The following is a 26,599-nucleotide window of genomic DNA, read 5'->3' on the forward strand; positions in this document are numbered from 1 at the left end:
GGCATTCGTCGCGCTTCGGCCGTTACCGTGACACTCACGGCGGGCGCGATGCTCGCCGGAGGCGTGACCGCCACCTCGGCCCAGGCCGCTTCCCCGGCACCGCCGGCCATCACGGCCAAGGGCGGCTATGTGATGAACAACGCGACGGGGCGCACTCTTTACAGCAAGGCCGGGGGCACCAAGCTGTCCACGGGCTCCACCACGAAGATCATGACCGCCAAGGTGGTGCTGTCGCAGCGGAATCTGAACCTCGACTCCAAGGTGACGATCCAGAAGGCGTACAGCGACTACATCGTGTCGAAGGGCGCCTCGTCGGCAGGGCTGTTCGTCAACGACAAGGTGACGGTCCGTCAGCTGCTGTACGGGCTGATGCTGCCGTCCGGCTGTGACGCGGCCTACGCGCTGGCGGACAAGTTCGGCAAGGGTTCGACGCGCGACGCCCGCGTCAAGTCGTTCATCGGCCAGATGAACAGCACCGCGCGGACCCTCGGTCTGCGCAACACCAAGTTCGACTCGTTCGACGGCATCAGCAACGGAAGCAATTACTCGACGCCGAACGATCTGACCAAGCTCGCGAGCAACACGATGAAGAACTCCACGTTCCGGACCATCGTGAAGTCGAAGACCACCAAGCAGAAGGTCACCACGCGCAGCGGTGGCTACCGCTACATGAACTGGAAGAACACCAACAAGCTGCTCGGGACCTACCCGGGCGCCATCGGCATCAAGACCGGCTCGGGCCCCCAGGCCAAGTACTGCCTGGTCTTCGCCGCGACCCGCGGCGGCAAGACGGTGATCGGCACCGTCCTGGCGTCCTCCTCCGAGGCCAACCGCAACGCGGAGGCCAAGAAGCTGATGGACTACGCGTTCAAGCGCTGACGCGACCGCAGACGGAACGGGGCCGTGCCCCGGCCGGTTTCACCACCGGCCGGGGAACGGCCCCTTCTCGTACCGCACCGGGGATCACGCCCAGGCGATGAACCTCTTGGGCTGTTCCAGAACCGCCGCCAGATCGGCGAGCACCCGGGAGCCCAGCTCGCCGTCGACCAGCCGGTGGTCGAAGGAGAGGGCGAGGGTGGTGACCTGGCGGGGCTTCACCTTGCCCTTGTGCACCCAGGGCTGGAGCTTGATCGCGCCGACGGCGAGGATCGCGGACTCCCCCGGGTTCAGGATGGGGGTGCCCGTGTCGACGCCGAAGACCCCGACATTGGTGATGGTGACCGTGCCCCCCTGCATCGCGGCGGGTGAGGTCTTGCCCTCACGTGCCGTGGCGACCAGTTCGGCCAGGTCCTTCGCCAGCTGCGGCAAAGACTTCTCGTGCGCGTCCTTGATGTTCGGGACGAGCAGTCCGCGCGGGGTGGCGGCGGCGATGCCCAGGTTCACGTAGTGCTTGCGCACGATCTCCTGGTTCGCCTCGTCCCACGCCGCGTTGACCTCCGGGTTGCGCTTGATCGCGACCAGCAGCGCACGGGCGATCAGCAGCAGCGGATTCACCCGCAGCCCCGCGAGACCGTAGCTGTCGGCGTCCCGCTTGAGCTCCTCCACCAGCTTCATCGTGCGCGTCACGTCGACGGTGACGAACTCGGTGACATGCGGGGCGGTGAACGCCGAACCGACCATGGCCTGCGCGGTCGCCTTGCGGACCCCCTTGACCGGGATCCGGGTCTCCCGCGCCCCGGACACGGGCGCCTGCGGCTGTACGTGCTCCTGGGTCTCCGCCTCGGGCTGGGGCGCCGGTGCCTGCCGGGCCCCGTCCGACGGCTCCGCGGCCGGGGCGGACACGGCACCGTTCGCGGTCCCGGGTCCGGCCGCCGCGTGGACGTCCTCCCGGGTGACGATCCCGCCGGGACCGCTCGGTGTCACCACCGCGAGATCGACCCCGAGGTCCTTGGCCAGCTTGCGGACGGGCGGCTTGGCGAGCGGCCGCGCGCCGTTCGCGGCGGGAGCCGGGGCGGGCGCGGGGGCGGGTGCCTCGGCCACCACGGGAGCGGGCGCCGGTGCCGGGGCCTGCGCCGCCGGGTCCTGCTTGCGCGGCCTGCGGCGGGTCGAGCTCTCGGCCACGCCGTACCCGACCAGCACCGGCGTACGGCCCTGGGGCGCGGGCTTCTCCCCGGTGGGAGCAGCGGGGGCCTCGGGGGCGGCCGGGGTGGACGCCGGGGCCTCGGGGGCCTCCGGGGCGGGGGCGGCCTGGGCGAGGGTGCCGCCACCGCCCACGTCCACGGTGATGATCACCTGCCCCACGTCCACGGTGGTGCCCGCGGGGAACCGCAGTTCGGCCACCACCCCGTCGAACGGGATCGGCAGCTCGACGGCCGCCTTGGCGGTCTCGACCTCGCACACGACCTGTCCGTCGGAGACGGTGTCGCCGACCTTCACGTACCAGGTGAGGATCTCGGCCTCGGTCAGGCCCTCGCCCACATCGGGCATCTTGAACTCGCGCACGGAAACGGACGCCTGGGTCATCGTGGTCACAGCCCTCCTCCTCAGTACGCCAGCGAGCGGTCGACGGCGTCGAGCACCCGGTCGAGACCCGGCAGGTACTCCTCCTCCAGCCGCGCCGGGGGATACGGCGCGTGGTAGCCGCCGACCCGCAGGACGGGGGCCTCCAGGTGGTAGAAGGACCGCTCGGTGATCCGCGCCGCCAGCTCCGCGCCCGAGCCGAGGAAGACCGGCGCCTCATGGACGACGACCAGCCGGCGGGTCTTCTCCACGGACGTCTGCACCGTGTCGAAGTCGATCGGGGAGATGGACCGCAGATCGACGACCTCCAGCGAACGGCCCTCCTCCTCGGCCGCCGCGGCGGCCTCCAGGCAGACCTTCACCATCGGGCCGTACGCGACCAGCGTGAGATCGGTGCCCGTACGGACCACGGACGCCTTGTGCAGCGGGCCGGGGATCGACTCGGGGTCGACCTCGCTCTTGTCCCAGTAGCGCCGCTTGGGCTCGAAGAAGATGACCGGGTCGTCGCTCTGGATCGCCTGCTGGAGCATCCAGTACGCGTCGGAGGAGTTCGACGGGGAGACCACCTTCAGGCCCGCCACATGCGCGAACAGGGCCTCCGGCGACTCCGAGTGGTGCTCGACCGCGCCGATGCCGCCGCCGTAGGGGATACGGATGACGACCGGCAGCTTGATCTTGCCCAGCGCCCGCGCGTGCATCTTCGCGAGCTGCGTGACGATCTGGTCGTACGCCGGGAAGACGAAGCCGTCGAACTGGATCTCCACCACCGGGCGGTACCCGCGCAGCGCGAGACCGATGGCCGTGCCGACGATGCCGGACTCGGCGAGCGGGGTGTCGATGACCCGCTCCTCCCCGAAGTCCTTCTGGAGTCCGTCGGTCACCCGGAACACCCCGCCGAGCTTGCCCACGTCCTCGCCCATCACCAGGACCTTGGGGTCGGTGTCGAGCGCGCGGCGCAGGGATTCGTTGATCGCCTTGGCGATCGGCAGCTTCTTGACGGCCATGGTCACTTGTCCTCCCCGTCCGCGAACGACGCCTGGTAGGCGGCGAACTGCGCGCGCTCCTCGTCGACGAGCGCGTGCCCGTCCGCGTACACGTTGTCGAAGATGGCCAGATGCTCCGGGTCCGGCATGGCCCGCACCACCTCACGCACCCGCTTGCCGAGTGCCTCGCTCTCGGCCTCCAGCTCCGCGAAGAACGCCTCGTCCGCGTGCGACTGGGCCTCCAGGTACGCGCGCAGCCGGATGATCGGGTCCTTGGCCTCCCAGGCCGCCCGCTCGTCGTCGTGGCGGTAGCGGGTGGGGTCGTCGGACGTGGTGTGCGCGCCCATCCGGTACGTGAACGCCTCGACCAGGGTCGGCCCCTCGCCCCGGCGGGCGCGCTCCAGCGCCCAGCGGGTGACGGCGAGACACGCGAGGACGTCGTTGCCGTCGACCCGTACACCGGGGAAGCCGTAGCCGCGTGCGCGCTGGTACAGCGGCACCCGGGTCTGCTTCTCGGTCGGCTCGGAGATCGCCCACTGGTTGTTCTGGCAGAAGAACACCACGGGCGCGTTGTAGACCGCCGAGAAGGTGAACGACTCCGCCACGTCGCCCTGGCTGGAGGCGCCGTCACCGAAGTACGCGATCACCGCCGAGTCCGCGCCGTCCTTGGCGATGCCCATGGCGTAGCCGGTGGCGTGCAGGGTCTGCGAGCCGATGACGATCGTGTACAGGTGGAAGTTGTTGGTGGTGGGGTCCCAGCCGCCGTTGTTGACCCCCCGGAACATCCCGAGGAGCAGTGTGGGGTCGACGCCCCGGGTCCAGGCGACGCCGTGCTCCCGGTACGTGGGGAACACGTAGTCGTCCGGGCGGGTGGCGCGGCCCGAGCCGATCTGCGCGGCCTCCTGGCCGAGCAGCGAGGCCCACAGGCCCAGCTCGCCCTGGCGCTGGAGGGAGGTCGCCTCGGCGTCGAAGCGGCGGGTGAGGACCATGTCGCGGTAGAGCCCGCGCAGCTCCTCGGGGGTGATGTCCTCGACGAACGCGGCGTACTCGGCGAGCGCCTTGGTCGGCCTGACCCGCTTGCCCTCGGGGGTCAGAAGCTGGACGAGGTCGGGCTGGCCGCCCGGGGTCTTCTTCGCGGCGGCCCGCTTGCGCGGCCCCCGCGTGACAGTGCTCTCCACGGTCACGTGCTGCTCCTCCGTCGGTCCGGCCGCCCGGGTTCGCCGGGCGGGCCAGTGCGGTCGCCTGACCCCGAGACCCGCGCACGGGGTGGGTGCGTCGGCCGGGAACAGGCGTGACAGGTGCCCCGGCGAGCGCCCTGCACCAAGCACGTTACCCAGTGTCGCGCCTTGCCGCGAAAACCTCCTGACCTGCAATTTTCCTTGGAACTCCAAGTAAATCGCGCGGGCCGGGAACTCTCGCTGGTCACAGCGTCGGGCAAGTGCCCGCAGGGGGCCGGAACAGGCGAACGTTATCCCGGGGACCCCGGGCAGCGGAAGAGATCGTGTGTGAGACTGACAGCGTGCGCGAAGAGGGAAAAATTACGGTATTTCTTCTCGACGACCATGAGGTCGTCCGCCGCGGTGTCCACGAGATGCTGAGCGGCGAGGACGACATCGAGGTCGTCGGTGAGGCGGGCACCGCGGCGGAGGCCCTGGCGCGTATCCCGGCGGTCCGTCCGGACGTGGCCGTGCTGGACGTCCGGCTGCCGGACGGCAGCGGTGTCGAGGTGTGCCGGGAGATCCGGTCGGCCGACGAGTCCGTGAAGTGCCTGATGCTGACGTCGTTCGCGGACGACGAGGCCCTCTTCGACGCGATCATGGCGGGTGCCTCGGGCTATGTCCTCAAGGCGATCCGCGGCAACGAACTGCTGTCGGCGGTGCGTGAGGTCGCCGCCGGGAAGTCCCTGCTCGACCCGGTCGCCACGGGGCGGGTGCTGGAGCGGCTGCGGGACGGCGGCCGGGACAAGGGCGACGCGAAGCTGGCGTCGCTGACCGAGCAGGAGCGCAAGATCCTCGATCTGATCGGGGAGGGGCTGACCAACCGGGTGATCGGTGAGCGGCTGCACCTCGCCGAGAAGACCATCAAGAACTATGTGTCCAGCCTGCTGTCCAAGCTCGGGATGGAGCGGCGCAGCCAGGCGGCGGCGTACGTGGCACGCATCCAGGCCCGCCGGGACTGACCCCCGCCCGGTACTTCCGTCACGGGGGTTTCGCGGGGGTTCGGGACCTTCGGCCCGGGGGGTGCGGGCCGGGGTTCCCTGTCGCGGTGGCGGCGGATGGCCGACATTGACCGTATGCCCCTGCCCACGCCCAGCTCCGCGTCGCCGGACCCCGCGGGCGACACCGCCCGCGCCTACGCCCTGCTGGCCGGGACCGGTCACGGGCGGGTGGCCACGAGCATGCGCGCGCTCCCGTTCCTCGCCACCGCGCGCCACATCCTGGCCGACGGCCGGCTGCTGCTGCGGATGCACCGGGGCACCGGCTATCACCAGGCGTGCGTCGGCAGTGTCGTCGCGTACGGCGCGGACAACCTCGGCGGGCGGGACGCGGCCGGGGGCGAGTGGTCCGTGCAGCTCGTCGGGGTGTGCGAGGCCGTGCGGCCGAGCGACGGGGAGCTGCTGCTGTTCGGTCCGGTCCCGGGGCGGATGGACGGGGAGCCGTACGACCCGGTGTATCTGCGGATCGAGCCCCAGTTCATCACCGTGCACACCGCGGACCCGGCGCCGCCCGCAGGGGACTGACCGGGCCCGCCGGCCGCGACGGGATCAGGCGGTGGTGCCGGGACCGGAGGGTGCTTCCGAGGCCGGACGGTGGTTCCCAGGCCGGAGGGTGTGCCGGGACCGGACGGTGGTTCCCGGGCGGGAGGGTGGTGCTGGTGCCGGGATCAGGGGGTGGTGCCGCCGTCGCCGCCCGGGTCGCCCGCACCGCCGTTGCCGCTGCCGGCCGCGCCGCCCTCACTGCCCGCGGCGCCGCCCTCGCTTCCGGCCGAGCCGCCCTCGCTGCCACCCGGGGACTCCCCCGTGCCGGGGGACTCGCCGGTGCCGGGGGACTCCCCGGTGTCGCCGCCGTCCGTCTCGCCGCCGGTGGTGGGCGCGCCGGTCGGTTCCCCGGTGGTGTCGTCCCCGCTCGGGGTGGGCGACGTACCGGTCGTCGGCTGACCGCCGCCCGGCTGCTGGGAGTAGGACGAACGGCCGCTGCCGGGCTGCTGCTGCTTCGGCGGGGTCCAGGTGTCGTCGTCGCCGCCGTCGTCGTCGCCGCCGGTGCCCGGACCGGTGTCCTGGCTGGGCGTCGACTCCTTGGACTCCTTGGCGGAGGGGCTCGGCTTGTCCGACTTGGTCACCGAGGGCGGCTTGTTGGTGTCCGGTTCCTTGGTCTTGCCCGACAGCTGGCTGACGGCCACCGCGATACCCACGGCGATGGCGACGACCGCGAGGGCGGCCAGCAGCCACATCTTGTTGCGGCCGCGGCCCGGACCGCCGGAGCCGTGGTCGTCGTACCCGCCGTAGCCGCCGCCCGCGCCCTGCGGCATCTGCTGGGGGATCTGCGAGGTGCCCGAGTCGGGGTGCGGCAGCGCGGTGGTCCCCGCGACGCCCATCCCCATGCCCATCCCCATCGCGGGGGTGTGACCGCCCTCGTGGGTGTCGACCGGCCCGGTGTTCCAGGTACCGGTGTGGCTGCCCTGCTCGTACAGCATCTGGATGCCGTACTGGATCAGGCCGCGCATCTCCTCGGCGGTCTGGAAGCGGTCGTCGGGGTCCTTCGCCAGCGCCCGCATGACCAGGCCGTCCAGCTCCGGCGGCACCCCGTCGGAGACCTCGGAGGGCGGGACCGGGATGTCCTGGACGTGCTGGTAGACCACCGACAGCGGGGTCTCGCCGGTGAAGGGCGGACGCAGGGCGAGGAGTTCGTAGAGCAGACAGCCCGTGGCGTACAGGTCGGAGCGGTGGTCGACGGCCTTGCCGAGCGCCTGCTCCGGGGAGAGGTACTGCGGGGTACCCATGACCATGCCGGTCTGGGTCATGGTCGACTGCGCGCCGTGCAGGGCGCGCGCGATGCCGAAGTCCATGACCTTCACGGCGCCGTTGTGCGTGATGATGACGTTCGCGGGCTTGATGTCCCGGTGCACGATGCCGTGCTCGTGGGAGTAGGCGAGCGCCTCCAGCACCCCGGAGACGATGATCAGCGCCTGTTCCGGCCCGGGGGCCTCGGCGTTGATCAGCAGATCGCGGATCGTGCGGCCCTCGACGATCTCCATGACGATGTAGGGGACCACCTGGCGGCCCACCTGGTCCTCGCCGGAGTCGTACACGGCCACGACGGCGTGGTGGTTGAGCCCGGCGACCGACTGTGCCTCACGGGTGAAGCGGGCCTTGGACACCGGGTCCTCGGCGAGGTCCGAGCGCAGCAGCTTCACGGCGACGGTCCGGCCGAGCCGGACGTCCTCGGCGGCGAACACCTCGGCCATCCCGCCCCGGCCGAGCCGGTGCGTCAGCCGGTAGCGGCCGTCCCCGACCAGTCCGCCGTTGCCCCACAGCTCCGGCGCGTCAGACATACCGCCACCACCGGCCTCGGGGTCGGACGGGCCCTGGGCGCGCTGCGTCTGTGCCATCAGTCCTCGCCGTCGTTTCTGCCCGCGTGCGCGCGGTGGTTGTCACGGTCTCCGTCGGCCCACGCTACAGCCTTCCCCGGCCCCTCCGTTCCGAGATGGACCGGCCATCGAACCCTTAACGTGCGCTTCGGGGCAAATCCTGTGTACGTCGTACAGAGACGCTGTAACGCTTCCGCGACGCTTCACCCGCTCAGGGTCACGGAACGGGTCCCCCAACTTGACGTGTCGGTACCCTCCGGCAGACTTGGCCGGTAATAGCGCAATCGATCACCGAACGCGGAAGCCGGGCGGGCACTGAGCCACCCGGGCCGATGGGGGACGCAAGTCATGAGCCAGGACGGCGCGCACGGTCGCTACGCAGGGCGTTCGGTCGGTGGCGGACGCTACCAGCTACGGGATCTGCTCGGCGAGGGCGGCATGGCCTCGGTGCACCTCGCGTACGACTCCGTCCTGGACCGCCAGGTAGCGGTCAAGACGCTGCACACCGAACTGGGCCGGGAGCCCGCGTTCCGTGAGCGGTTCCGCCGCGAGGCGCAGTCCGTGGCGAAGCTCACGCACACCAATATCGTCTCGGTCTTCGACACCGGCGAGGACGAGCTGAACGGCTCCACCACGCCGTACATCGTCATGGAGTACGTCGAGGGCCGGCCGCTCGGTTCGGTACTGGAATCGGACATGGCGCAGTTCGGCGCGATGCCCACCGACAAGGCGCTGAAGATCACCGCGGATGTGCTGGCGGCGCTGGAGATCAGCCACGAGATGGGCCTGGTCCACCGGGACATCAAGCCGGGCAACGTCATGATGACCCGGCGCGGTGTCGTCAAGGTCATGGACTTCGGCATCGCGCGCGCCATGCAGTCCGGGGTCACGTCGATGACGCAGACCGGCATGGTGGTCGGCACCCCGCAGTACCTCTCCCCCGAACAGGCCCTCGGCCGGGGCGTCGACGCCCGTTCGGACCTCTACTCCGTCGGCATCATGCTGTTCCAACTCGTCACCGGACGGCTGCCGTTCGAGGCGGACTCCGCACTGGCCATCGCGTACGCGCATGTCCAGGAGGAGGCGGCCTCGGCGTCCTCGATCAACCGGGCGGTGCCCCCGGCGGTCGACGCGCTGATCACCCGGGCGCTGCGGAAGAACCCCAACGAGCGGTTCCCCAGCGCGGAGTCCATGCGGGACGAGTGCCTGCGGGTCGCCCAGTCGCTCCAGCAGGTCGCGCCGAGCATCGTGCCCGGCGCCCGGACGGCGAGCGGGTCGGGTGTCGGCTCGGCCGTCTTCCCGCCCGTCGACCGGACCGCGGCGCCGCCGCCGGGTCCCGTCCACACGCCGTACCAGCCGGGCCCCTACGGCCCCTCGACACCCGCGCCCGGCCCGAACCACGCCCCCACCCCCGGTTACGGCTATCCGCAGCAGCAGGGGTACGGGACCCCGGCCCCGCCCGTCGGGTACGGCGTCCCGCAGCAGGCGCCGACCCCGCCGCCCGCGTACGCCATGGCACCCCACCAGCAGCAGGGGCCGGGCGGTGGCCGCCGGTCGCGGGGCCGCGGGGCGGGGGTCGCCGTCGCGATCGCCGTCGCGATCGCCATCGTCGGCGGCGCGGCCTACACCTTCACGAACAACAACAACGACCCCGGCGACGACGAGGCCGGGGGCAACGCTTCGCCGTCGGTGTCCGCCAGTGCGGACACCGGTGGCGAGTACCGGGGTCCGGACACCACGAAGGTCATCGAAGAGACCGAGTGCACGGAGCCCGAGACCTCGTACAGCGACGAGAACATGGTCGAGATGCCCGACTTCACGCTGAAGCACATCGGCTCGGTGAAGGAGTGCCTCCAGGCGGCGGGCTGGCAGTTCGACACGACGGACGTCGCCGAGAACACCTACGGGGACGGCGCGGTGATGAAGCAGTTCCCCCGGGCGGGCACCGACTTCGACCCCGAGGACCCCCCCACCATCCAACTGGACGTCTCCACCGGCAAACCCCAGTAGGGGCCGGAGAGCCGGACAGCCGACGGAAGGCGCCCCGAAAGGGGCGCGGGGAACCGCGCACCCCACGAGCGACCCGCACAGGAAAAAGTACGCCCAGGAACGACAACCCAGGGGCGCGGGGAACTGCGCACCCACGTCCGTACCCGCACAGGGACAAGTAGGGGACAGGTGGAACCCCAGGGGCGCGCGGAACCGCGCGAAACCCACGCCCGTACCCGCGCAGCGACAAGCACCGCGTAGCGACAACCACGGGGACCGGGGGGGAACTACGGGGACCGGGGGGAACCCCGGGGCGCGGGAGGCCCAGAGCATAGGGCCCTCCCGGGGGCTCAGACGCTTCGGGGAGGGCCCGGCGGATCAGAGGTACGGGCCACCCGTACGGCCACCCGGGTGAACCTGCTCATCGTCGCCCCCGACACCCGGCGGAAGCGCCCGCCGCATCTGCTCCAGCTGCGCCCGCGCTGCCATCTGCTGCGCGAACAACGTGGTCTGGATGCCGTGGAAAAGCCCCTCCAGCCACCCCACGAGCTGCGCCTGCGCGATCCGCAGCTCCGCGTCGCTCGGTGTCGCCTCGTCCGTGAACGGCAGCGACAGCCGCTCCAGCTCGTCCACCAGCTCCGGCGCGAGACCGTCCTCCAGCTCCTTGACCGAGCTGGAGTGGATCTCCTTGAGGCGCTGACGGCTCGCCTCGTCGAGAGGTGCCGCCCGCACCTCCTCCAGAAGCTGCTTGATCATGCTGCCGATGCGCATGACCTTGGCGGGCTGCTCCACCATCTCCGTCACCGGCACCTCGCGGAAGTCCTCGTCTCCTCCGCCGCCCAGTGCCATTCCGTCCTGGCCCACGACCAGGACCTGGGGGCTGTCGGGCGACCGTTCGTTCCTCGGCATCTCCATGGGCCCATTGTCTCGCACCCGGGCGCCCGGCGGAGTGGTGCCCCCGATCATTCATGATCCACCCCCCGGCCGGCGGGTCCGCCCCGGCCGGCCGTCCCCCGCAGCCGGGACTCGCAGTGGTCCAGCCAGCGGGCCTCCGCCTCGGCGCGGAACACCTGCTGTTCCAGGAGCAGCAGCCGTGCCACCTCGTCGGGACGGGTGGGCCGCGACGCGAGGACCGCGAACCACCGCTCGTTGTGATCGCGCAGCGCCCGCGCCACATGACGCCGCTGGGCGTCGATCACCGCCCCCACGTCGACCACGGAGGTCTCCATGGCCATCGCCAGTTTGATGGCCAGCTCGTCCCGGGCCGGGCTCACCCGGTCCACCGGCCGTCCGAACCAGTCCGCCAGCTCCGCGCGGCCCTCGTCGGTCAGCGCGTACAGGGTGCGGCCCGCGTCGTCCGTACCGCTCTGGACGACCAGCCCGTCCCGTTCCAGCCTGCCGAGGGTCGTGTACACCTGCCCTACGTTCAGCGGCCAGGTCGTGCCCGTCCGCGCCTCGAACTCCGAGCGCAGACGCGAGCCGTAGCGCGGTCCCCGGTCGAGGAGGGCGAGCAGGCCGTGGCGTATCGACATAGTCGGAAGAGATACCGGCCCCGGGGGCGGGGCGCCAGAGGCTTCCCCGCCGCCGTGGCGCCCGTCACAGGGCGCGCAGCCGCCAGCCCATGTACCCGAGGCCGAGGCCGACCAGGACCAGTCCGGTGCCCAGCGGAAGGATGCCGAGGGGGGTGCCGTAGGAGCGGGACGGCGCCGGGGGCACGTCGTCCGCCGCGTGGTCGACGGTCCCGGGGACGGCGGCCTCGTCGTCCTGCGTGTCCGGTTCCGGCGCGGTGTCCGGCGTCCACATCGGCAGCGGCCGGCCGGGGCGGTCGGGCAGCGGCTCCCGGGGCACGTGCGGGGGACGCGAGGTCCGGGGCGACGGCGACGTACGGGGTTCGGCGCTCTCGCGGGGGCCGGTGCGGCGCTCGGGCCGTCCGGGCCTGGGCCGTCCCTCACCCGGTTTGCTCCCGGCCCGTGACTCACCGGGCCACGGCACCTCGATCCGGATGCCGGGCGGCGCGGGCGCCGGTACGGCCGGCACAGGGGCGACGGGTACGGGGGTCACCGGGACCGGGGTGACCGGCGCGGGGCCGGTCGGCGGATGTCCGGGCGGCGAGGTGCCGGACGGCGGGCGGCCCGTGGCGGTCGGTGCCGGGTGGACCGGGGCGGTACCGCGTGGTGGCCCCGGGGTGCCGGACGGGTGCCCGGCGCTGACCGGCTGGAACGGCTGGGCGGGCCGGGGCGGTGCGGGGGAGTGCGCGCCGGGCGCCGTGGACGGCCTGCCCGGCAGGGCCGCCGCCGCCACCGGCAGCAGGACCACCTGGCCCGTCAGTGCCAGACCGAGGAGCAGCCGCGCGGCTCCGGTGCCGCACACCCAAGAACCCACGGTGACCGCCCTCCAGGCCATGCCCCCAGACCATCGTGACAAGCCTCACACACCCCCCGAACCCAAGCACCCCGAACACCCCCAAAAGAACCCCACCCACGCCCCCCGGCCCCGGCCCTCTCGCCCCCGAGCCCTCCGGCTCCCGGCTCCCGGCTCCCGGCTCCCGGCTCCCGGTGAGGCAACCCGCACCCGCGTGACGACCCCAGCCAGGCAGGGCGCCCCCGAAGGGGCGCGGGGAACTGCGCAAAACCACGGACGCCCCGCACCCGCGTGACCGCCGCAACCGGGCAGAGGGCCCCGAAGGGGCGCGGGGAACCGCGCACCCCCGGACGCCCCGCACAGGAACAAGCGGGCCCAGGTGGCAAAACCCCGGCGCCGCAAGCGAAGGCGCCCCGCGAGCCGAGACCCGCGATCGCCGGACGGTCGGACCGCCGGACGGACAGGCCCGCCGAACAGTCGGACCGGACGGACCGTCACACGCGCCGGACGGTCACACCGTCAACAGCACCTTCCCCACATGTCCGCCCTCCTCCAGCACCGAATGCCCCACCCCCGCGTCCCACATCGGCACCGCGCGGTCGACGACCACCCGCACCCGCCCCGCCGCGACCAACGGCCACACATGCTCCCGCACGGCCGCCACGATCGCCGCCTTCTCGTCCGCGGGCCGCCCCCGCAGGGAGGTCGCCGACACCGTGCCCCGCTTCACCAGCAGCGCCCCGATGTTCAGCTCCGCCTTGGCCCCGCCCTGCAATCCGATGACGACCAGCCGCCCGTTCATGGCCAGCGCCCGTACGTTCCGGTCGAGGTACGACGCCCCGATGATGTCGAGGATCACGTCCGCGCCCGCGCCGCCCGTCGCCCTGCGGACCTCCTCCACGAAGTCCTGTTCACGGTGGTCGACCAGGATGTCCGCGCCCAGCTCGGCACAGCGCTCCAGCCGCTCCCGGCTGCCCGCGGTGACGGCGACCGTCGCACCCACCGCCTTGGCCAGCTGGATCGCCATCGTGCCGATCCCGCTGGCCCCGCCATGGATCAGCACGGTCTCCGCGGGCCGCAGCCCCGCGCACATGAACAGGTTGGACCACACCGTGCACGCCACCTCGGGCAGCGCGGCGGCCTCCACCAGGGAGACCCCCTCGGGCCGGGGCAGCAACTGCCCGACGGGCACCGCGACCTGCTCCGCGTAGCCGCCGCCCGAGAGCAGCGCGCACACCTCGTCACCGACGGACCAGCCCACGACCCCGGGGCCGAGCGCGGCGATCCGGCCCGAACACTCAAGCCCGGGATAGGGGGACGCGCCGGGCGGCGGATCGTAGCGGCCCTGACGCTGGAGCAGATCGGCGCGGTTGACGGCGGAGGCGACCACCTCGACCAGGACCTCGCCCTCCCCCGGTACGGGATCGGGCACCTCGTCCCAGTTCAGTACCTCGGGTCCGCCCGCCTCGGCAATGGTGATCGCACGCATGCGGCGAGGCTACTCCGCCGACCGCACCGGGCCGGTACGTGGCGCCCGGCGGAACCCGGTCATTCCCGGGGGAGTTGTCGCGTGTCAGGGGCCGAAGCGCTGCGCGGCGAGGCGCGGACGATGGTGATCAGACGGTCCGTCGACTGGAGTTTCCCGATCGCGGGATCGTCGTAGCCGAGCACCCGGTGCCCCCGCACCACGCTCACCACCAGATCCCCGGTCTCCCGGGCGCCCAAGCCCACCTCGGCCTTTATGACCGGTCGTTCCACGATGTCGAGGCCCGTGCCCTGCTGGATCAGATCCTCCATCACCATGCCCGCGCTGGGGCTGAGCACGGAGAGCCCGAGCAGCCTTCCGGCCGCGCTGGCACTGGTGATCACGGAGTCGGCGCCGGACTGCCGCAGCAGCGGCGCGTTCTCCTCCTCACGAACCGCGGCGACGATCTTCGCCGCCCGGTTGAGCTGGCGCGCGGTGAGTGCCACCAGGACGGCCGTGTCGTCGCGCTGGGTGGCGATGATGATCTGCCGTGCCTTCTGGACCTCGGCCCGCAGCAGCACATCGCTGCGGGTGGCGTCGCCGATCACCCCGACGAACCCCTCGGCGGTCGCCGCCTCGATGACCTTGCCGCTGGGGTCGACGATCACGACCTGGTCCTTCTTCAGCCCGGTCGCGCAGACCGTCTGGATCGCGGAACGCCCCTTGGTGCCGAAGCCCACGACGACGGTGTGATCACGCAAGTTGGACCTCCAGCGGTTCAGGCGCCATTCCTCCCTGGTGCGCTCGGTGAGCACTTCCAGGGTCGTACCGACCAGGATGATCAGGAACACCACACGCAGTGGGGTGACGACAAGGATGTTGATGAGCCGTGCGCCATCGCTCACGGGCGTGATGTCACCGTAGCCCGTGGTGGAGAGCGTGACGGTGGCGTAGTAGAACGCGTCGAGCAGGTCGACGGAGTCGTCGGAGTTGTCTCCGTAGCCCTCACGGTCGAAGTACACGATGAACGCCGTACCGACGAGGACGAGCAGCGCCATCAGCAGCCGCTTGGCGACCTGCCACAGCGGACGCTCGACGACGCGTTTGGGCAGCTTGACCCGCCCGGTGACCAGATGTTCGTCGGCCTGACGGGCGATCGCGTCATGGCCCGGAAGTTTCACGTGGAACACACCCCAACGGCGGAAAGTGACCAGGGTAGGTCGAGAATCTCCAGTTCGTGCCCGGCCCGGACCCCACCGGGCGGCACCACCGCGATCGCGTCGGCGGCGGCGATCCCCCGCAGCATCGCCGGTCCGCTGTAGCGCAGCGGTACGGCCTCGTCGCCGCGCAGGGACACGGGGACGAGCCGGGTGTCGGACGGGTGCCCGGTGACCGCGTCCCGTACGGGTGCCGTGCACGGCTCCGGTGCGGGGCGTCCGGCCAAGGCGCGGATCAGCGGTTCGGCGAGCGTCAGCAGACCGGAGACCGCGGCGAGCGGATTGCCGGGCAGCCCGACGAGGTACCTGGGGTGCCGTCCGCCGGTGAGCCGGGCCAGCAGCATGGGGTGACCGGGACGCACCCGCACCCCGTCCACCAGGAGTTCGGCGCCGAGCCGTTCGAGGGTGGGCCGCACATGGTCGGCGGGGCCCGCGGCGGTGCCTCCGGTGCTGATGATCAGGTCGGCCGTGGACGCGGTCAGCGCGTCGTGGAGCGTGGCGGCGTCGTCGCGGAGATGACGGACGGCCGTCACCTCGACGCCGAGCGCGTGCAGCCAGGGGGGCAGCAGCGGGCCGAGCGCGTCGCGGATGAGCCCGTCGTGCGGCAGGCCCTCGTCGAGCAGTTCGTCACCGAGGACGAGGATGTCCGCGGTGGGTCGCGGGACGACGGTCAGCGTGTCGTAGCCCGCGGCGGCGGCGAGGCCCACCACGGCGGGGGTCACCAGGGTCGCGGCGGGCATCAGCAGATCGCCCTCGCGGCACTCCTGGCCGCGCGCACGGATGTCCTGGCCGGGCTGGACCTCGCGCGACGGATACAGCTGACCGTGGCGGTCGGCGTGGGCGTGTTCCGTCCTGACCACGGCGGTGGCGTCCTTGGGGACCCGGGCACCGGTCGCGATCCGTACCGCCTCGCCGTCGGTGAGCGGCGAGGGCGTGGTCCCGGCGGTCCCGGCGAGGACCCCCGCGCCCGTCTCGCGGACGGTCCAGGGGGCGGGACCCGAGACCGCCCAGCCGTCCATGGCCGAGGTGTCGAACGACGGAAGGTCCGTCAGCGCGGTGAGCGGGTGCGCGAGGGCCACTCCCGTGGCGGTGTGCAGCGGGGCGCGCACCGCGGGTCTCGTACGCCGCTCCGCCGCACCGGCCGCGGCGGCACGATCCCGCGCGACGGTCCAGGGGACGTGGCCGGGGTGTTGATCGGGGGGCTGCTGGTCGGGGTGCCGCTGGTCGAGCTGCCCCTGCTCCGGGCGCTGCTGATCGAGATGTCGCTGGTCGGGGGGCTGCTGATTCGGGTGCGGCTGATCCGGGTGCCGGCGGCCGGTGTGTCGGGCGGGTGCCTGCGCGGGGTGTCGGGCGGGTCGCCGCGGGCCGGAGTGCGGTGGGGCGGGGGCCTCGGTGCTGACCGGTCCGGTGTCGGTGCTGGCCGGTCCCGTGTCGGTGCCGGTCGGGGCCTTGTCGGTGCTGACCGGTCCTGTCTCGGCGAAGGCCGGGTCGGTGTCCGGGTCCGTGTCGGTGTCGGTGTCCGGGTCGCCCCGCCCTGCGTCGGCCGAGGCCGGGCCCGTCGCGCTGGATTCCTCCGTGCCGTCACCGGGGCCGGGTGGTGCGGGAGCCGGGTCGGGTGGGGTTTCCGGGGCGCCGGGGCCCTGTCCCGTGTGGTGCGCCGGGGCCGGTCTCCCGTCCGTCGTGCCCGTCGTGCCCGTCGTTCGCCGGGGGGTTTCGGTGACGGCTTCGTAGAGGGCCAGATGGTCGTCAGGATGCGGGCCGGTCATGGAGCATCGGGCCGGGGCGCGGCGGAGTCGGTGCCGGAAGCGGGAGCGGGGTTCGGGGCGGGGTCCGGGTCCGGGGCGGGGTCCGTCGGCCGCGTCCGTGCCGTCGGGTCCGTCGGCGCTCCGGGCCCCGGGGTTGCGGTCGGGTCCGTCGGCGCTTCGGGCTCCGGGGGTTCGGCCGGGTCCGTGGGTGCCCGGGGTCCCGGGGGTTGGGCCGGGTCCGGTTGTTCCGTGGCCCAGCGGGTGGCCAGGTCCGTCGCGCGGCGGGCCGCCGAGGCCACCGCCTCGGGGTCACCGCCCGCGCGGGCCGCCGCGTAGCCCACGAGGAACGTCGTCAGGGGCGCGGCGGGGCGGGCGACCCCGTGCGCGGCGTCCCGGGCGAGGTCCAGCAGCAGCGCGGTGTCGACGTCGAGGTCGATGCCCAGCTCGTCCTTGACCGCGGTCATCCATTCGTCCAGCACATGCCCATGCTCCCTGATCCGGGCGCGGGCCGTCGCGATGTCCTGCCAGGTGTCGCAGTCGAAGGAGGCGAGGGGGTCGGGGAGCCGGACCACGCGGAGGGCCGCGATCAGGGGGCGCAGCGGCAGACCGGCCGGGCCGCCGTGCTCCCTGATCCGCGCGGCGAGCGCGTCGCGCAGCGGGCGGGTGCGGTAGGCGGCGACCAGTGGCTGGTCACGGCCGTGCGCGTCGGTGAGCAGGACGGCGTCGGCGTCGGGGACGGCGTTCAGTGCGGCGGGCAGACCGCGTACCGACCGGCGGTCGAGGAACGGCAGGTCGGCCGAGAGGACGACGGTCACGGGGGCGGTGACGTGCCGCAGTCCGGCGTCGAGGGCGGCGAGGGGGCCGCCGCCGGGCGGGTCCTCCCGGGCCCACCGCACGGGTCGGGCGGTGGGCCGTGGCGCGGCGACGACGACGGTCGACGCGGCGTCGGCGCAGGCCGTGAGGACACGGTCGAGCAGCGTGCGGCCACCCACCCGTATCCCCGGCTTGTCCGCCCCGTCGAGGCGCCGGGCGGCACCTCCGGCGAGGACCACGGCGTCGTACGCGCCGTCATTCGCGGTCATCCCCCGAGTATGGGCGCTGAGTGGATCAGCGCCGCCCCGGGGGCCGTCGTGGTGGTCGGCCGGCGCTCGGGGGAGGCGGCCCAGGGGTGCGGGTCAGAGGGTGCGCAGCAGCACCGCCGGTTGTTCCACGCAGTCCGCGACGTACCGCAGGAAGCCGCCCGCGACCCCGCCGTCGCACACCCGGTGGTCGAAGGTCAGGGTCAGCTCGACGACCTGGCGGACCGCGAGCTCTCCTTCGTGGACCCAGGGCCTCGGGATGATCCGGCCGACGCCGAGCATGGCGGCCTCGGGGTGGTTGATGATCGGGGTGGAGCCGTCGACACCGAAGACGCCGTAGTTGTTGAGCGTGAAGGTGCCGCCGGTGAGTTCCGCGGGGGTGAGGCGGCCTTCGCGGGCCGCGTCGGTGAGCCGGGCGAACTCGGCGGACAGCGACTCGGCGTCGCGGGTATGGGCGTCCTTGACGACGGGCACCACCAGACCGCGCGGGGTCTGGGCCGCGAATCCGAGGTGCAGGGCGTCGAACCGGACGATCTCCCGGGCTGCCGTGTCGACCGTGGAGTTCAGCTCGGGGTACCGCTTGAGGCCCGCGGCGCAGATCCGGGCGAGGAGCGCGAGGAGCGAGACCCGCGGGCCGGTCCCGGCGTTCATCGCGGTCCGCGCGCGCATCAGCTCGGTGGCGTCGGCGTCGACCCAGACGGTCGCCTCGGGTATCTCCCGGCGGCTGCGGGCCAGCTTGTCGGCGACGGCGCCCCGTACGCCCTTCAGCGGGGTACGGACGACGCCGCCCGCGGGGACGGACCGGTCGGCCGGGGAGCTCTCCGCCGACGGGCGGGGGGCCGGGGTCGTGGCGTGGTCCTGGCCGGGCACGGCACGCGGGCGTGTGCGCGCGGCGTGGGCCGCGTACTCCACGTCGGCGCGCAGTATCAGGCCGTCGGGGCCCGATCCGGCCAGCTCCGCGAGGTCGATGCCGTGCTCCCGGGCGAGCCTGCGCACGAGCGGCGAGATCACGGGGACGGGGCCGTCCCCCCGCGCGGGTGCCGTGCCGGGCGCGGCCGGGGTGTCCCGTCCGGCGGTCACGGACACGGGGATGCCGACGGGGGCGGGCCCAGGAGTCCCGGGGGTCCCGGTGGCCGGGGCGGTGCGCGGCACGGTGGCGGTCGGCCTGGTGGGGCCGACCCGGCGGCGCCGGGCGGGCGCCGCGGCGGTGCCGTATCCGACGAGTACGTTGCCCGAGGCGCCGTCGGCCTCCCGGGCGGCCCCGTTCGTGGCGGAGCCGTTCGTGGCGGAGCCGTTCGCGGCAGATCCGCTCGGGGCGGCGTCGTTCGCGGCGGCGTCGTGCGCGGCGGCGGGGTCCGCCGTGCCGGACGGGGCCGGGGTGGCCGTCTCCAAGGCGTCCGGCACCTCGTCGGGGCTCAGCGCGCCGACCGCCACGGTGATCAGCGGCGCGCCCACGGGCAGTTCCGTGCCCTCCTCGCCGAAGCGGGCGGTGACCACCCCGCCGTACGGGCAGGGCACCTCGACCATCGCCTTCGCCGTCTCCACCTCGACCACCGGCTGGTCGACGGCGACGACGTCGCCGACCTCCACCAGCCAGTGGACGATCTCCGCCTCGGTGAGTCCCTCCCCGAGATCGGGCAGCTTGAATTCCAGCACCTGTGCCATCAGCTATCCGCCTCCCACTGAAGCCGGGCCACGGCGTCCAGGATCCGGTCGACGCCCGGAAGGTGGTGCCTTTCGAGCATCGGCGGCGGATACGGGATGTCGAACCCGGCCACGCGCAGTACTGGAGCCTCAAGGTAATGGAAACAGCGCTCGGTGACCCGGGCGGCGATCTCGCCACCCGGTCCGCCGAAGCCGCCCGCCTCGTGGACGACGACGGCGCGGCCGGTCCTGCGCACCGAGGCGCAGACGGTCTCGTCGTCGAAAGGCACCAGCGAGCGCAGATCCACCACCTCCAGGTCCCACCCTTCGGCCGTCGCCGCCTCGGCCGCCTCCAGGCAGACGGGGACGGACGGCCCGTACGTCAGAAGCGTGGCGCTGCGGCCTGTCCGCCGCACCACCGCGCGTCCGATGGGTTCAACGGACAGCGGGTGGTCCGGGTTCCAGTCGGCCTTCGACCAGTACAGCCGCTTCGGTTCGAGGAAGACCACGGGGTCGTCGGAGGCGATGGCCGCGCGCAGCAGCCCGTAGGCGTCGGCGACGGTCGCCGGGGTGACGACATGCAGACCGGGTGTGGCCAGGTAGTACGCCTCGGAGGAGTCGCTGTGGTGCTCGACCCCGCCGATGCCGCCGCCGTAGGGCACGCGCACGGTGATCGGCAGGGGCATGGCGCCCCTGGTGCGGTTGCGCATCCGGGCCACATGGGAGACGAGCTGCTCGAAGGCGGGGTAGGCGAACGCGTCGAACTGCATCTCCACGACGGGCCGCAGCCCGTACATGGCCATGCCGACGGCCGCGCCGAGGATGCCGGCCTCCGCGAGCGGGGTGTCCGCGCAGCGCTCGTCGCCGAACTCCGCGGCGAGCCCGTCGGTGATCCGGAAGACCCCGCCGAGGGTGCCGACGTCCTCGCCCATGACATGCACGGCCGGGTCGTCGGCCATGGCGTCCCGCAGGGCGCGGCCCAGGGCCTGGGCCATGGTCGCGGGTTTGGCGGCGACGGTGGTGCTCATCGGGGCGTTCCTTCCGGCCGGTCCTCGGCTGCCGCGGCGATCTCGGCGCGCAGCTGTGCTTCCTGTTCGCGCAGCTGGGGGGTCGGCTCGGCGTAGACGTGGGCGAAGAGGTCCATGGGGTCGAGCGGGGCGTCCTGGTTCATCCGGGCGCGCAGGTCGGCGGCCATGGTCTCGGCGTCCGCCCGTACGGCTTCCAGGGTGTCCGCGTCGAGGAGCCCGCGGGCGGTCAGCTCGGCCTCGACGAGGGCGACGGGGTCGTGGGCGCGCCAGGCGTCGCCGTCGGTGGGGGCGCGGTAGCGGCCCGCGTCGTCGGCGTTGGTGTGGGCCTCGACGCGGTAGGTGAGGGCTTCGACGAGGGTAGGTCCGCCGCCCGCGCGCGCGTGGCGGACGGCTTCGGTGAGCACCTCGTGGACGGCGAGGGCGTCGTTGCCGTCGACCAGCCGGCCGCGCATGCCGTAGCCGACGGCCTTGTGGGCGAGGGAGGGGGCGGCGGTCTGCTTGTCGAGCGGGACGGAGATCGCGAAGCCGTTGTTCTGGACGAGGAAGACGACGGGGCTGCGCCAGACGGCGGCGAAGTTCAGCGCCTCGTGGAAGTCGCCCTCGCTGGTGCCGCCGTCGCCGACCATGGCCAGCGCGACCACGTCGTCGCCCTTGAGCCGGGCCGCGTGGGCGAGTCCGACGGCGTGCGGGAGCTGGGTGGCGAGGGGGGTGCTGAGCGGGGCGACCCGGTGCTCGTAGGGGTCGTAGCCGGTGTGCCAGTCGCCGCGCAGCAGGGTCAGCGTCTCGACGGGGTCGACGCCCCGGGCGATCACGGCGAGGGTGTCGCGGTAGCTGGGGAACAGCCAGTCGCGCTCCTCCAGGGCGAACGCGGCGCCGATCTCGCACGCCTCCTGCCCGGTGCTCGACGGGTACACGGCGAGCCGGCCCTGCTTGGTGAGCGCGGTGGCCTGGGTGTTGTAGCGGCGGCCGCGGACCAGCGCGGTGTGCAGGCGCCGCAGCAGCTCCGGGTCCGCCTCACGGGCCGCGGGGGTGCCGAGGACGCGGTACGGCTCCGCGTCGGGCAGCAGCGGGGCGGGATCGGTACGCGGGGTCCAGGCGGGGGGCGGGGTGGGCGTGTATGCCCCGCGCTGCTCCATCACCGGTGTGCTGTGCCTCTTCACGCGTGCACCTCCTCGTCGAAACGGTCTCCTCGTGGGAGCGGTGGAGGCGGCGACGGGGTGCCACGCCTCACCTACCGATTGTTCGGTCGTCGGCACAATCTGGCTACAGGCACCGCCAGGCTGTGGACAAACGGTTCTCCACATCCTGGGATAGGCGCAGTACGTCCATGGTAGGGAGGCCGGGGGACATGGCATCTGAACGAATGGCCGACGGGGCCGGGGCACAGGGCCGGGGCGGGCCGGAGGACGACGGCCGCCCGGAGCCTGGCGATCCGGCCCGGGAGGAGTCCCTGGGACTCATGGCCCGGGGCCCGGCCGGACCCTCCGCGCTGCCGCCCCGGCCGCTGGACGCCATCGACCGGGACATCCTCCAGATCCTCCAGACCGACGGCCGTGCGTCGATACGCTCGGTCGCCGAACGGGTCCATGTGTCGCGGGCGAACGCGTACGCGCGGATCAACCGTCTGGTCGAGGACGGTGTCATCCGGGGGTTCGGCGCCCGTATCGACCATGAGCGGGCCGGGCAGGGCGCTTCGGCCTACATCACCCTGAAGATCGTCCAGAACTCGTGGCGCACGGTCCGCGAGCAGTTGCGGGCGCTGCCGGGCGCCGCGCACATCGCCCTGGTCAGCGGGGACTTCGACGTACTGCTGCTGGTGCACTCCCCGGACAACCGGGCCCTGCGCGAACTGGTCCTGACCCGGCTCCAGGCGATCCCTGAGGTGCTGAGCACCCGCACCCTGCTGGTCTTCGAGGAGGACCATCTGTACCCCGAGCCGTGACGGCCCCGGGGCGGGGTCCACGCGCGCGGGTGCACTTCGGCACGGAGTGACGTGGGCAGCGTGCACGCGCGCGGGGCGACGTTGGGCGGGATGGCGTCGGGTGAGGGCGGCGGGGTGACGTACGACGGTCGTGGGTCGGCTCCGCCGGGGGTCAGGGTTGGCGGCGCAGGCCCTCGAAGACGAGGCGGACCACGGCGTCCACGACCTCCCGGTCACCGCTGCCCCGGCTGTCGGGGCGGTACCACTCCACGATCGAGTTGATCATCCCGAAGACCAGCCGGGTGGCCAGCCGGACCTCGATGTCCCCGCGCACCTCGCCGTCGGCCGCCGCGGCCTTCAGCAGATCGGAGACCCGGTGGTCGAAGTCCCGGCGGCGCTCCAGCGCCCAGCGCTCGGTGTCGGTGTTGCCGCGCACCCGCAGCAGCAGCGTCACATAGGGCAGTTCGCCTATCAGCACCTCGACCATGCGCCGGGTGACGTACTCCAGTCGCTCCACGGCGCGTCCCACGCGCGCGGGTTCCTCGTCGAGGATGCCGAAGAGGCCGTCCAGGGCCCGGCTGACGGCCCGTCTCAGCAGTTCCTCCTTGCTGGTCACATGATGGTAGATGGACGACTTGGAGATGCCCGCGGCCTTGGACAGATGCTCCATGGAGGTGCCGTCGTAGCCACGTTCGTTGAAGACGGTGACCGCCACGGCGAGCAGGGACTCAGGGGTGTACGTGTCGCGCTTCGGGGCGGTCATGAGGCGGGCTCCCGCTTCTCGGAGGCGTAGGCGTGGCGGTAGAGCGCCAGCGAGGGGGCGTAGCGGCCCGAGGGGTCACGCAGATGCAGATCGTCCAGCAGGGAGTGCGCCCAGCTGCGGCCGAGCCTGCGGCTCCACGCGAACGGGCCCAGCGGGTAGTTGACGCCGAGCCGCATCGCGGTGTCGATGTCCTCCTCGGTGGCGACGCCCTTGGCGACGGCGTCCATGGCCAGGTCGATCAGCCGGGCCACGGTCCGCGCGACGATCATCCCCGGGACGTCCCCGATGAGGCTCACGTCCTTGCCGAGCGCCTGGAACAGCCCGGTGGCCTCCTTCAGGGTGCGTGCGGAGGTGTCCTGGGAGGCGGACAGGGCGATCCGGGTGGCGGCCCGGTAGTCGAGGGCGAGATCGAAGTACACGACGTCCCGGAACTCCACCGACGTCTGGCCGTCGGCCAGCGCGAGCTGACCGCCGCCGGGCAGCAGCAGCCGGGTGCCGTGGTCCTCCTCCTCCTCGCGCACGGGGATGCCCGCCTCGCGGATCAGGTCCAGCAGCGCCCCGGCCGGGCCGAGATCGCCCTCGGCGACGACATGGGCGGGCACGGGCGCGGGGTCGGCGGTGTGCGGTTCGGGCTGTTCGGCGTCGTCCCCGTACGCGTACCAGCCGCGGCCGGCCTTGCGGCCGAGCATCCCGGACTCGACGAGCCGCCGCTGGGCCAGCGACGGGGTGAACCGCACATCGTGGAAGAACGCCTCCCACACCGAGCGGGTGACCGCCTCGTTGACGTCCTGGCCGATGAGGTCGGTGAGTTCGAACGCGCCCATCCGGAAACCGCCGCACTCGCGCAGCACGGCGTCGATGGTGGCCGGGTCGGCGCCCTGGTACTCGTGCACCGCGAACGCCTCGGCGTAGAAGGGGCGCGCGATGCGGTTGACGATGAACCCGGGGGTGTCCGCGCAGGCGACCGGGGTCTTGCCCCAGGCCATGGCCGTCTCGTACGCGCGCGTGGCCGACGAGAAGTCCGTGGCGAAACCGGAGACCACCTCGACCAGCGGCAGCAGCGGCGCCGGGTTGAAGAAGTGCAGCCCCACACAGCGGCCCGGGTGCCGCAGCGCCCCGGCGATGGCGGTCACGGACAGGGACGAGGTGTTGGTGGCGAGCAGACAGTCGTCGTCGACGATGTCCTCCAGGTCGCGCAGCAGCCGCTGCTTGACCTCCAGCCGCTCCAGGACGGCCTCGATCACCAGGCCGGACCCGGCGAGCGCCGAGAGCGTGGTGACGGGCTCCAGCCGGGCGCGGGCCGCGTCCCGCTCGGCGGCGTCGAGGCGGCCCTTGTCGACCAGCCGGTCGAGCCGGGCGCCGATCGCGTCGGCGGCCGACGCGGCGCGCCCGGGTTCGGCGTCGAGGAGCCGTACGGGGTGACCGGCGGTCAACGCGACCTGGGCGATGCCCTGGCCCATGGTGCCGGCACCCACCACGGCCACCGGGCTGCTGAGGTCGATTGCTGTCATGCTCGCAGATCCTCCCGCACGGGGTTTTCCACAGGTTCGGCGGACCCCCTTGTCCCGACCGATCGTTCGGTTACTCTAGCTCTGTCCGCCTGTTCCTGCCCAGCTCGTCGGCTCAGTCAGCAGCCGTCCCGAGGAGGAGTTGGTCCCCCATGGCCGCCGAACCCACCGCGCACCCGCTGGTAGCGAAGCACCGCCAGCTGCTCGACCAGGCCCTTGAGGCGATCGGTACCCGCGCGTACTGGTCCCCGCACCCCGAGCACCCCAAGGCGTACGGGGAGAACGGCAGCCTCGGCCCCGCCGAGGGCAAGGCCGCGTTCGACGCCGTCGCCGGGACCCGGCTCGACCTCGGCCAGCCCGGCACCGACGACTGGGTCGGCGGCGAGCGCTCGCCGTACGGCCCCGAGCTGGGCGTCGAGTACCCGCACCCCGACCCGGGCGTCCTGCTCCCGGCCATGCGCGCGGGCCTGCCCGCCTGGCGCGCGGCCGGGCCGGAGCTGCGCGCCGCGGTCTGCCTGGAGATCCTGGCCCGGATCAACGCCCGGACCCATGAGTTCGCGCACGCCGTCATGCACACCAGCGGCCAGGCGTTCATGATGGCGTTCCAGGCGGGCGGCCCCCACGCCCAGGACCGCGGTCTGGAGGCCGTCGCCTACGCGTACGCCGAGCAGGTCCGCACCCCCGCGTCCGCCGGGTGGACCAAGCCCCAGGGCAAGCGCGACCCGCTGGAGCTGACCAAGCGGTTCACCCCCGTGGGCCGCGGCGTCGCCCTGGTCGTCGGCTGCAACACCTTCCCCACGTGGAACGGCTACCCGGGCCTGTTCGCCTCGCTCGCCACCGGCAACGCCGTCCTCGTCAAGCCCCATCCGCGCGCGGTGCTCCCGCTGGCCCTCACCGTCCAGGTGGCCCGCGCGGTCCTCGGTGACGCCGGCTTCGACCCCGACCTCGTGGCCCTGGCCGCCGAACGCCCCGGCGAGGGCCTCGCGAAGACCCTCGCGCTGCGCCCCGAGGTCCGGATCATCGACTACACCGGCTCCACGGAGTTCGGTGACTGGCTGGAGGACAACGCCCGCCAGGCGCAGGTGTACACCGAGAAGGCGGGCGTCAACACCGTCGTCGTCGACTCCACCGACGACTACAAGGGCATGCTCGCCAACCTGGCCTTCTCGCTCTCCCTGTACAGCGGCCAGATGTGCACCACCCCGCAGAACCTGCTCATCCCCCGCGACGGCATCACCACCGACGCGGGCCCGCGCACGTACGACGAGTTCGTGGCCGACCTGGCGGCGGCGGTGAGCGGTCTCCTCGGCGACGACGCCCGTGCGAACGGCCTGCTGGGCGCCCTGGTCAACCCCGGGGTGAAGGCCCGGCTCGACGCCGCCCCGGACCTCGGTGAGGTCGCCCTCGCCTCCCGCGCGGTCAGCAACCCGGAGTACCCGGAGGCCGTGGTCCGCACCCCCGCCGTCGTCAAGCTGGACGGCACCAAGGCGGACGACGGGGCCGCGTACCTCGACGAGTGCTTCGGCCCGGTCTCCTTCGCCGTCGCCATGGACTCCACCGCCGACTCCGTGGAGCTGCTGCGCCGGACGATCCGGGAGAAGGGCGCGATGACGGTCGGGGCGTACACGACGTCCGAGGAGGTGGCACGGGCCGTCGAGGAGGTCTGTCTGGACGAGCCCGCCCAGCTGTCGCTCAACCTCACCGGCGGGGTCTATCTCAACCAGACCGCGGCCTTCTCCGACTTCCACGGCTCGGGCGGCAACCCGGCGGCGAACGCCACCCTGTGCGACGGCGCCTTCGTCGCGGGCCGCTTCCGTGTGGTGGAGGTCCGCGGCACGGTGTGACGGGA

The 26,599-nt window shown here is 72.9% G+C and carries 21 protein-coding genes and 1 pseudogene; 6 read left to right on the plus strand and 16 right to left on the minus strand.

Translation table 11 applies throughout. From position 1 onward, the window contains the following. Window positions 1-27 precede the first annotated feature (27 nt). Window positions 28-879, plus strand: a complete 852-nt coding sequence (locus OG711_RS19750) for a D-alanyl-D-alanine carboxypeptidase family protein (protein ID WP_073782768.1) — start codon at window positions 28-30, stop codon at window positions 877-879. A gap of 84 nt (window positions 880-963) precedes the next feature. Here OG711_RS19750 and OG711_RS19755 read toward each other — a convergent pair whose 3' ends face one another. From OG711_RS19755 to pdhA (OG711_RS19765), 3 genes are read right to left on the minus strand one after another with little or no spacing between them, the layout of a single operon-like run. After that, entirely contained in the window at window positions 964-2,463 is a 1,500-nt protein-coding gene (locus OG711_RS19755) for a dihydrolipoamide acetyltransferase family protein (protein ID WP_329563921.1), read from the minus strand. Window positions 2,464-2,483: 20 nt separating this feature from the next. Further along, window positions 2,484-3,464, minus strand: a complete 981-nt coding sequence (locus tag OG711_RS19760) for an alpha-ketoacid dehydrogenase subunit beta (protein WP_073782766.1) — start codon at window positions 3,462-3,464, stop codon at window positions 2,484-2,486. A 2-nt stretch (window positions 3,465-3,466) separates the two neighbouring features. Beyond that, the gene (gene pdhA / locus OG711_RS19765) at window positions 3,467-4,627 is read right to left on the minus strand and encodes a pyruvate dehydrogenase (acetyl-transferring) E1 component subunit alpha (protein WP_073782764.1); all 1,161 of its coding nucleotides are present in this window, start codon (window positions 4,625-4,627) and stop codon (window positions 3,467-3,469) included. Between the two features lie 335 nt (window positions 4,628-4,962). Here pdhA (OG711_RS19765) and OG711_RS19770 point away from each other — a divergent pair, with 335 nt between their 5' ends. Next, complete coding sequence (locus tag OG711_RS19770) at window positions 4,963-5,622, plus strand: response regulator (protein WP_073782762.1); 660 nt, start codon at window positions 4,963-4,965, stop codon at window positions 5,620-5,622. Window positions 5,623-5,736: 114 nt separating this feature from the next. Continuing rightward, window positions 5,737-6,183 carry a pyridoxamine 5'-phosphate oxidase family protein gene (locus OG711_RS19775; protein ID WP_329559942.1) on the plus strand — a complete coding sequence of 149 codons (447 nt, stop codon included), beginning with the start codon at window positions 5,737-5,739 and terminating at the stop codon, window positions 6,181-6,183. Between the two features lie 143 nt (window positions 6,184-6,326). On the opposite strand, the gene OG711_RS19780 is transcribed toward OG711_RS19775, so the two are convergent. Continuing rightward, a complete protein-coding gene (locus tag OG711_RS19780; RefSeq protein ID WP_329559943.1) occupies window positions 6,327-8,051 on the minus strand; it encodes a protein kinase domain-containing protein in 1,725 nt (574 codons plus the stop codon). A 327-nt stretch (window positions 8,052-8,378) separates the two neighbouring features. Between OG711_RS19780 and OG711_RS19785 the strand changes: the two genes are divergently transcribed. After that, on the plus strand, window positions 8,379-10,040 hold the full coding sequence (locus tag OG711_RS19785; RefSeq protein ID WP_266509879.1) for a Stk1 family PASTA domain-containing Ser/Thr kinase: 1,662 nt from the start codon (window positions 8,379-8,381) through the stop codon (window positions 10,038-10,040). Between the two features lie 357 nt (window positions 10,041-10,397). Here the strand turns inward: OG711_RS19785 and OG711_RS19790 are convergent, their stop codons facing one another. From OG711_RS19790 to pdhA (OG711_RS19835), 10 genes and pseudogenes are all read right to left on the minus strand, one after another. Continuing rightward, complete coding sequence (locus OG711_RS19790) at window positions 10,398-10,934, minus strand: bacterial proteasome activator family protein (protein ID WP_073782756.1); 537 nt, start codon at window positions 10,932-10,934, stop codon at window positions 10,398-10,400. A 47-nt stretch (window positions 10,935-10,981) separates the two neighbouring features. Then, window positions 10,982-11,551, minus strand: coding sequence for a PadR family transcriptional regulator (locus OG711_RS19795; protein ID WP_073782754.1), 570 nt, complete (start codon window positions 11,549-11,551; stop codon window positions 10,982-10,984). 64 nt (window positions 11,552-11,615) lie between these two features. Beyond that, entirely contained in the window at window positions 11,616-12,422 is an 807-nt protein-coding gene (locus OG711_RS19800) for a hypothetical protein (protein WP_329559944.1), read from the minus strand. Between the two features lie 469 nt (window positions 12,423-12,891). Further along, complete coding sequence (locus tag OG711_RS19805) at window positions 12,892-13,869, minus strand: NAD(P)H-quinone oxidoreductase (RefSeq protein ID WP_073782750.1); 978 nt, start codon at window positions 13,867-13,869, stop codon at window positions 12,892-12,894. 59 nt (window positions 13,870-13,928) lie between these two features. After that, entirely contained in the window at window positions 13,929-15,035 is a 1,107-nt protein-coding gene (locus OG711_RS19810) for a potassium channel family protein (protein WP_073782748.1), read from the minus strand. Then, a pseudogene (locus OG711_RS19815) lies at window positions 15,023-16,264 on the minus strand (molybdopterin molybdotransferase MoeA); the annotation flags it as partial. The gene OG711_RS19810 and the pseudogene OG711_RS19815, both read right to left, overlap by 13 nt. A gap of 560 nt (window positions 16,265-16,824) precedes the next feature. Beyond that, window positions 16,825-17,889, minus strand: coding sequence for a DUF6457 domain-containing protein (locus OG711_RS19820; protein ID WP_329559946.1), 1,065 nt, complete (start codon window positions 17,887-17,889; stop codon window positions 16,825-16,827). Between the two features lie 93 nt (window positions 17,890-17,982). Then, window positions 17,983-19,551, minus strand: coding sequence for a dihydrolipoamide acetyltransferase family protein (locus OG711_RS19825; protein ID WP_329559947.1), 1,569 nt, complete (start codon window positions 19,549-19,551; stop codon window positions 17,983-17,985). Then, the gene (locus OG711_RS19830) at window positions 19,551-20,558 is read right to left on the minus strand and encodes an alpha-ketoacid dehydrogenase subunit beta (protein WP_073782744.1); all 1,008 of its coding nucleotides are present in this window, start codon (window positions 20,556-20,558) and stop codon (window positions 19,551-19,553) included. The genes OG711_RS19825 and OG711_RS19830 overlap by 1 nt, the downstream gene beginning before the upstream one ends. Then, the gene (pdhA, locus tag OG711_RS19835) at window positions 20,555-21,694 is read right to left on the minus strand and encodes a pyruvate dehydrogenase (acetyl-transferring) E1 component subunit alpha (protein ID WP_073782742.1); all 1,140 of its coding nucleotides are present in this window, start codon (window positions 21,692-21,694) and stop codon (window positions 20,555-20,557) included. The genes OG711_RS19830 and pdhA (OG711_RS19835) overlap by 4 nt, the downstream gene beginning before the upstream one ends. A 212-nt stretch (window positions 21,695-21,906) precedes the next feature. Between pdhA (OG711_RS19835) and OG711_RS19840 the strand changes: the two genes are divergently transcribed. Next, entirely contained in the window at window positions 21,907-22,500 is a 594-nt protein-coding gene (locus OG711_RS19840) for an Lrp/AsnC family transcriptional regulator (RefSeq protein ID WP_404048316.1), read from the plus strand. A gap of 151 nt (window positions 22,501-22,651) precedes the next feature. Here the strand turns inward: OG711_RS19840 and OG711_RS19845 are convergent, their stop codons facing one another. Continuing rightward, the gene (locus OG711_RS19845) at window positions 22,652-23,242 is read right to left on the minus strand and encodes a TetR/AcrR family transcriptional regulator (RefSeq protein ID WP_073782738.1); all 591 of its coding nucleotides are present in this window, start codon (window positions 23,240-23,242) and stop codon (window positions 22,652-22,654) included. Further along, window positions 23,239-24,753: a 3-hydroxyacyl-CoA dehydrogenase gene (locus OG711_RS19850; protein ID WP_073782735.1), complete on the minus strand. Its 1,515-nt coding sequence runs from the start codon at window positions 24,751-24,753 to the stop codon at window positions 23,239-23,241. The genes OG711_RS19845 and OG711_RS19850 overlap by 4 nt, the downstream gene beginning before the upstream one ends. A gap of 149 nt (window positions 24,754-24,902) precedes the next feature. Between OG711_RS19850 and paaN the strand changes: the two genes are divergently transcribed. After that, complete coding sequence (paaN, locus tag OG711_RS19855; protein WP_329559948.1) at window positions 24,903-26,594, plus strand: phenylacetic acid degradation protein PaaN; 1,692 nt, start codon at window positions 24,903-24,905, stop codon at window positions 26,592-26,594. The last annotated feature ends 5 nt before the right edge of the window (window positions 26,595-26,599 follow it).

The sequence above is a fragment of the Streptomyces uncialis genome, assembly GCF_036250755.1.
Taxonomy (GTDB): Bacteria; Actinomycetota; Actinomycetes; order Streptomycetales; family Streptomycetaceae; genus Streptomyces; species Streptomyces uncialis.

What these genes read in the sequence shown, in the direction of transcription:
- OG711_RS19850 (WP_073782735.1), bottom strand. Translation starts at nt 24,753, where the DNA reads ATGACAGCAATCGACCTCAGCAGCCCGGTGGCCGTGGTGGGTGCCGGC.
- OG711_RS19780 (WP_329559943.1), bottom strand. Translation starts at nt 8,051, where the DNA reads ATGGCACAGACGCAGCGCGCCCAGGGCCCGTCCGACCCCGAGGCCGGT.
- OG711_RS19830 (WP_073782744.1), bottom strand. Translation starts at nt 20,558, where the DNA reads ATGAGCACCACCGTCGCCGCCAAACCCGCGACCATGGCCCAGGCCCTG.
- OG711_RS19800 (WP_329559944.1), bottom strand. Translation starts at nt 12,422, where the DNA reads ATGGCCTGGAGGGCGGTCACCGTGGGTTCTTGGGTGTGCGGCACCGGA.
- OG711_RS19820 (WP_329559946.1), bottom strand. Translation starts at nt 17,889, where the DNA reads ATGACCGCGAATGACGGCGCGTACGACGCCGTGGTCCTCGCCGGAGGT.
- OG711_RS19840 (WP_404048316.1), top strand. Translation starts at nt 21,907, where the DNA reads ATGGCATCTGAACGAATGGCCGACGGGGCCGGGGCACAGGGCCGGGGC.
- OG711_RS19805 (WP_073782750.1), bottom strand. Translation starts at nt 13,869, where the DNA reads ATGCGTGCGATCACCATTGCCGAGGCGGGCGGACCCGAGGTACTGAAC.
- OG711_RS19845 (WP_073782738.1), bottom strand. Translation starts at nt 23,242, where the DNA reads ATGACCGCCCCGAAGCGCGACACGTACACCCCTGAGTCCCTGCTCGCC.
- paaN (WP_329559948.1), top strand. Translation starts at nt 24,903, where the DNA reads ATGGCCGCCGAACCCACCGCGCACCCGCTGGTAGCGAAGCACCGCCAG.
- OG711_RS19775 (WP_329559942.1), top strand. Translation starts at nt 5,737, where the DNA reads ATGCCCCTGCCCACGCCCAGCTCCGCGTCGCCGGACCCCGCGGGCGAC.
- OG711_RS19785 (WP_266509879.1), top strand. Translation starts at nt 8,379, where the DNA reads ATGAGCCAGGACGGCGCGCACGGTCGCTACGCAGGGCGTTCGGTCGGT.
- OG711_RS19790 (WP_073782756.1), bottom strand. Translation starts at nt 10,934, where the DNA reads ATGGAGATGCCGAGGAACGAACGGTCGCCCGACAGCCCCCAGGTCCTG.
- OG711_RS19795 (WP_073782754.1), bottom strand. Translation starts at nt 11,551, where the DNA reads ATGTCGATACGCCACGGCCTGCTCGCCCTCCTCGACCGGGGACCGCGC.
- OG711_RS19755 (WP_329563921.1), bottom strand. Translation starts at nt 2,463, where the DNA reads ATGACCCAGGCGTCCGTTTCCGTGCGCGAGTTCAAGATGCCCGATGTG.
- pdhA (WP_073782742.1), bottom strand. Translation starts at nt 21,694, where the DNA reads ATGGAGCAGCGCGGGGCATACACGCCCACCCCGCCCCCCGCCTGGACC.
- OG711_RS19760 (WP_073782766.1), bottom strand. Translation starts at nt 3,464, where the DNA reads ATGGCCGTCAAGAAGCTGCCGATCGCCAAGGCGATCAACGAATCCCTG.
- OG711_RS19825 (WP_329559947.1), bottom strand. Translation starts at nt 19,551, where the DNA reads ATGGCACAGGTGCTGGAATTCAAGCTGCCCGATCTCGGGGAGGGACTC.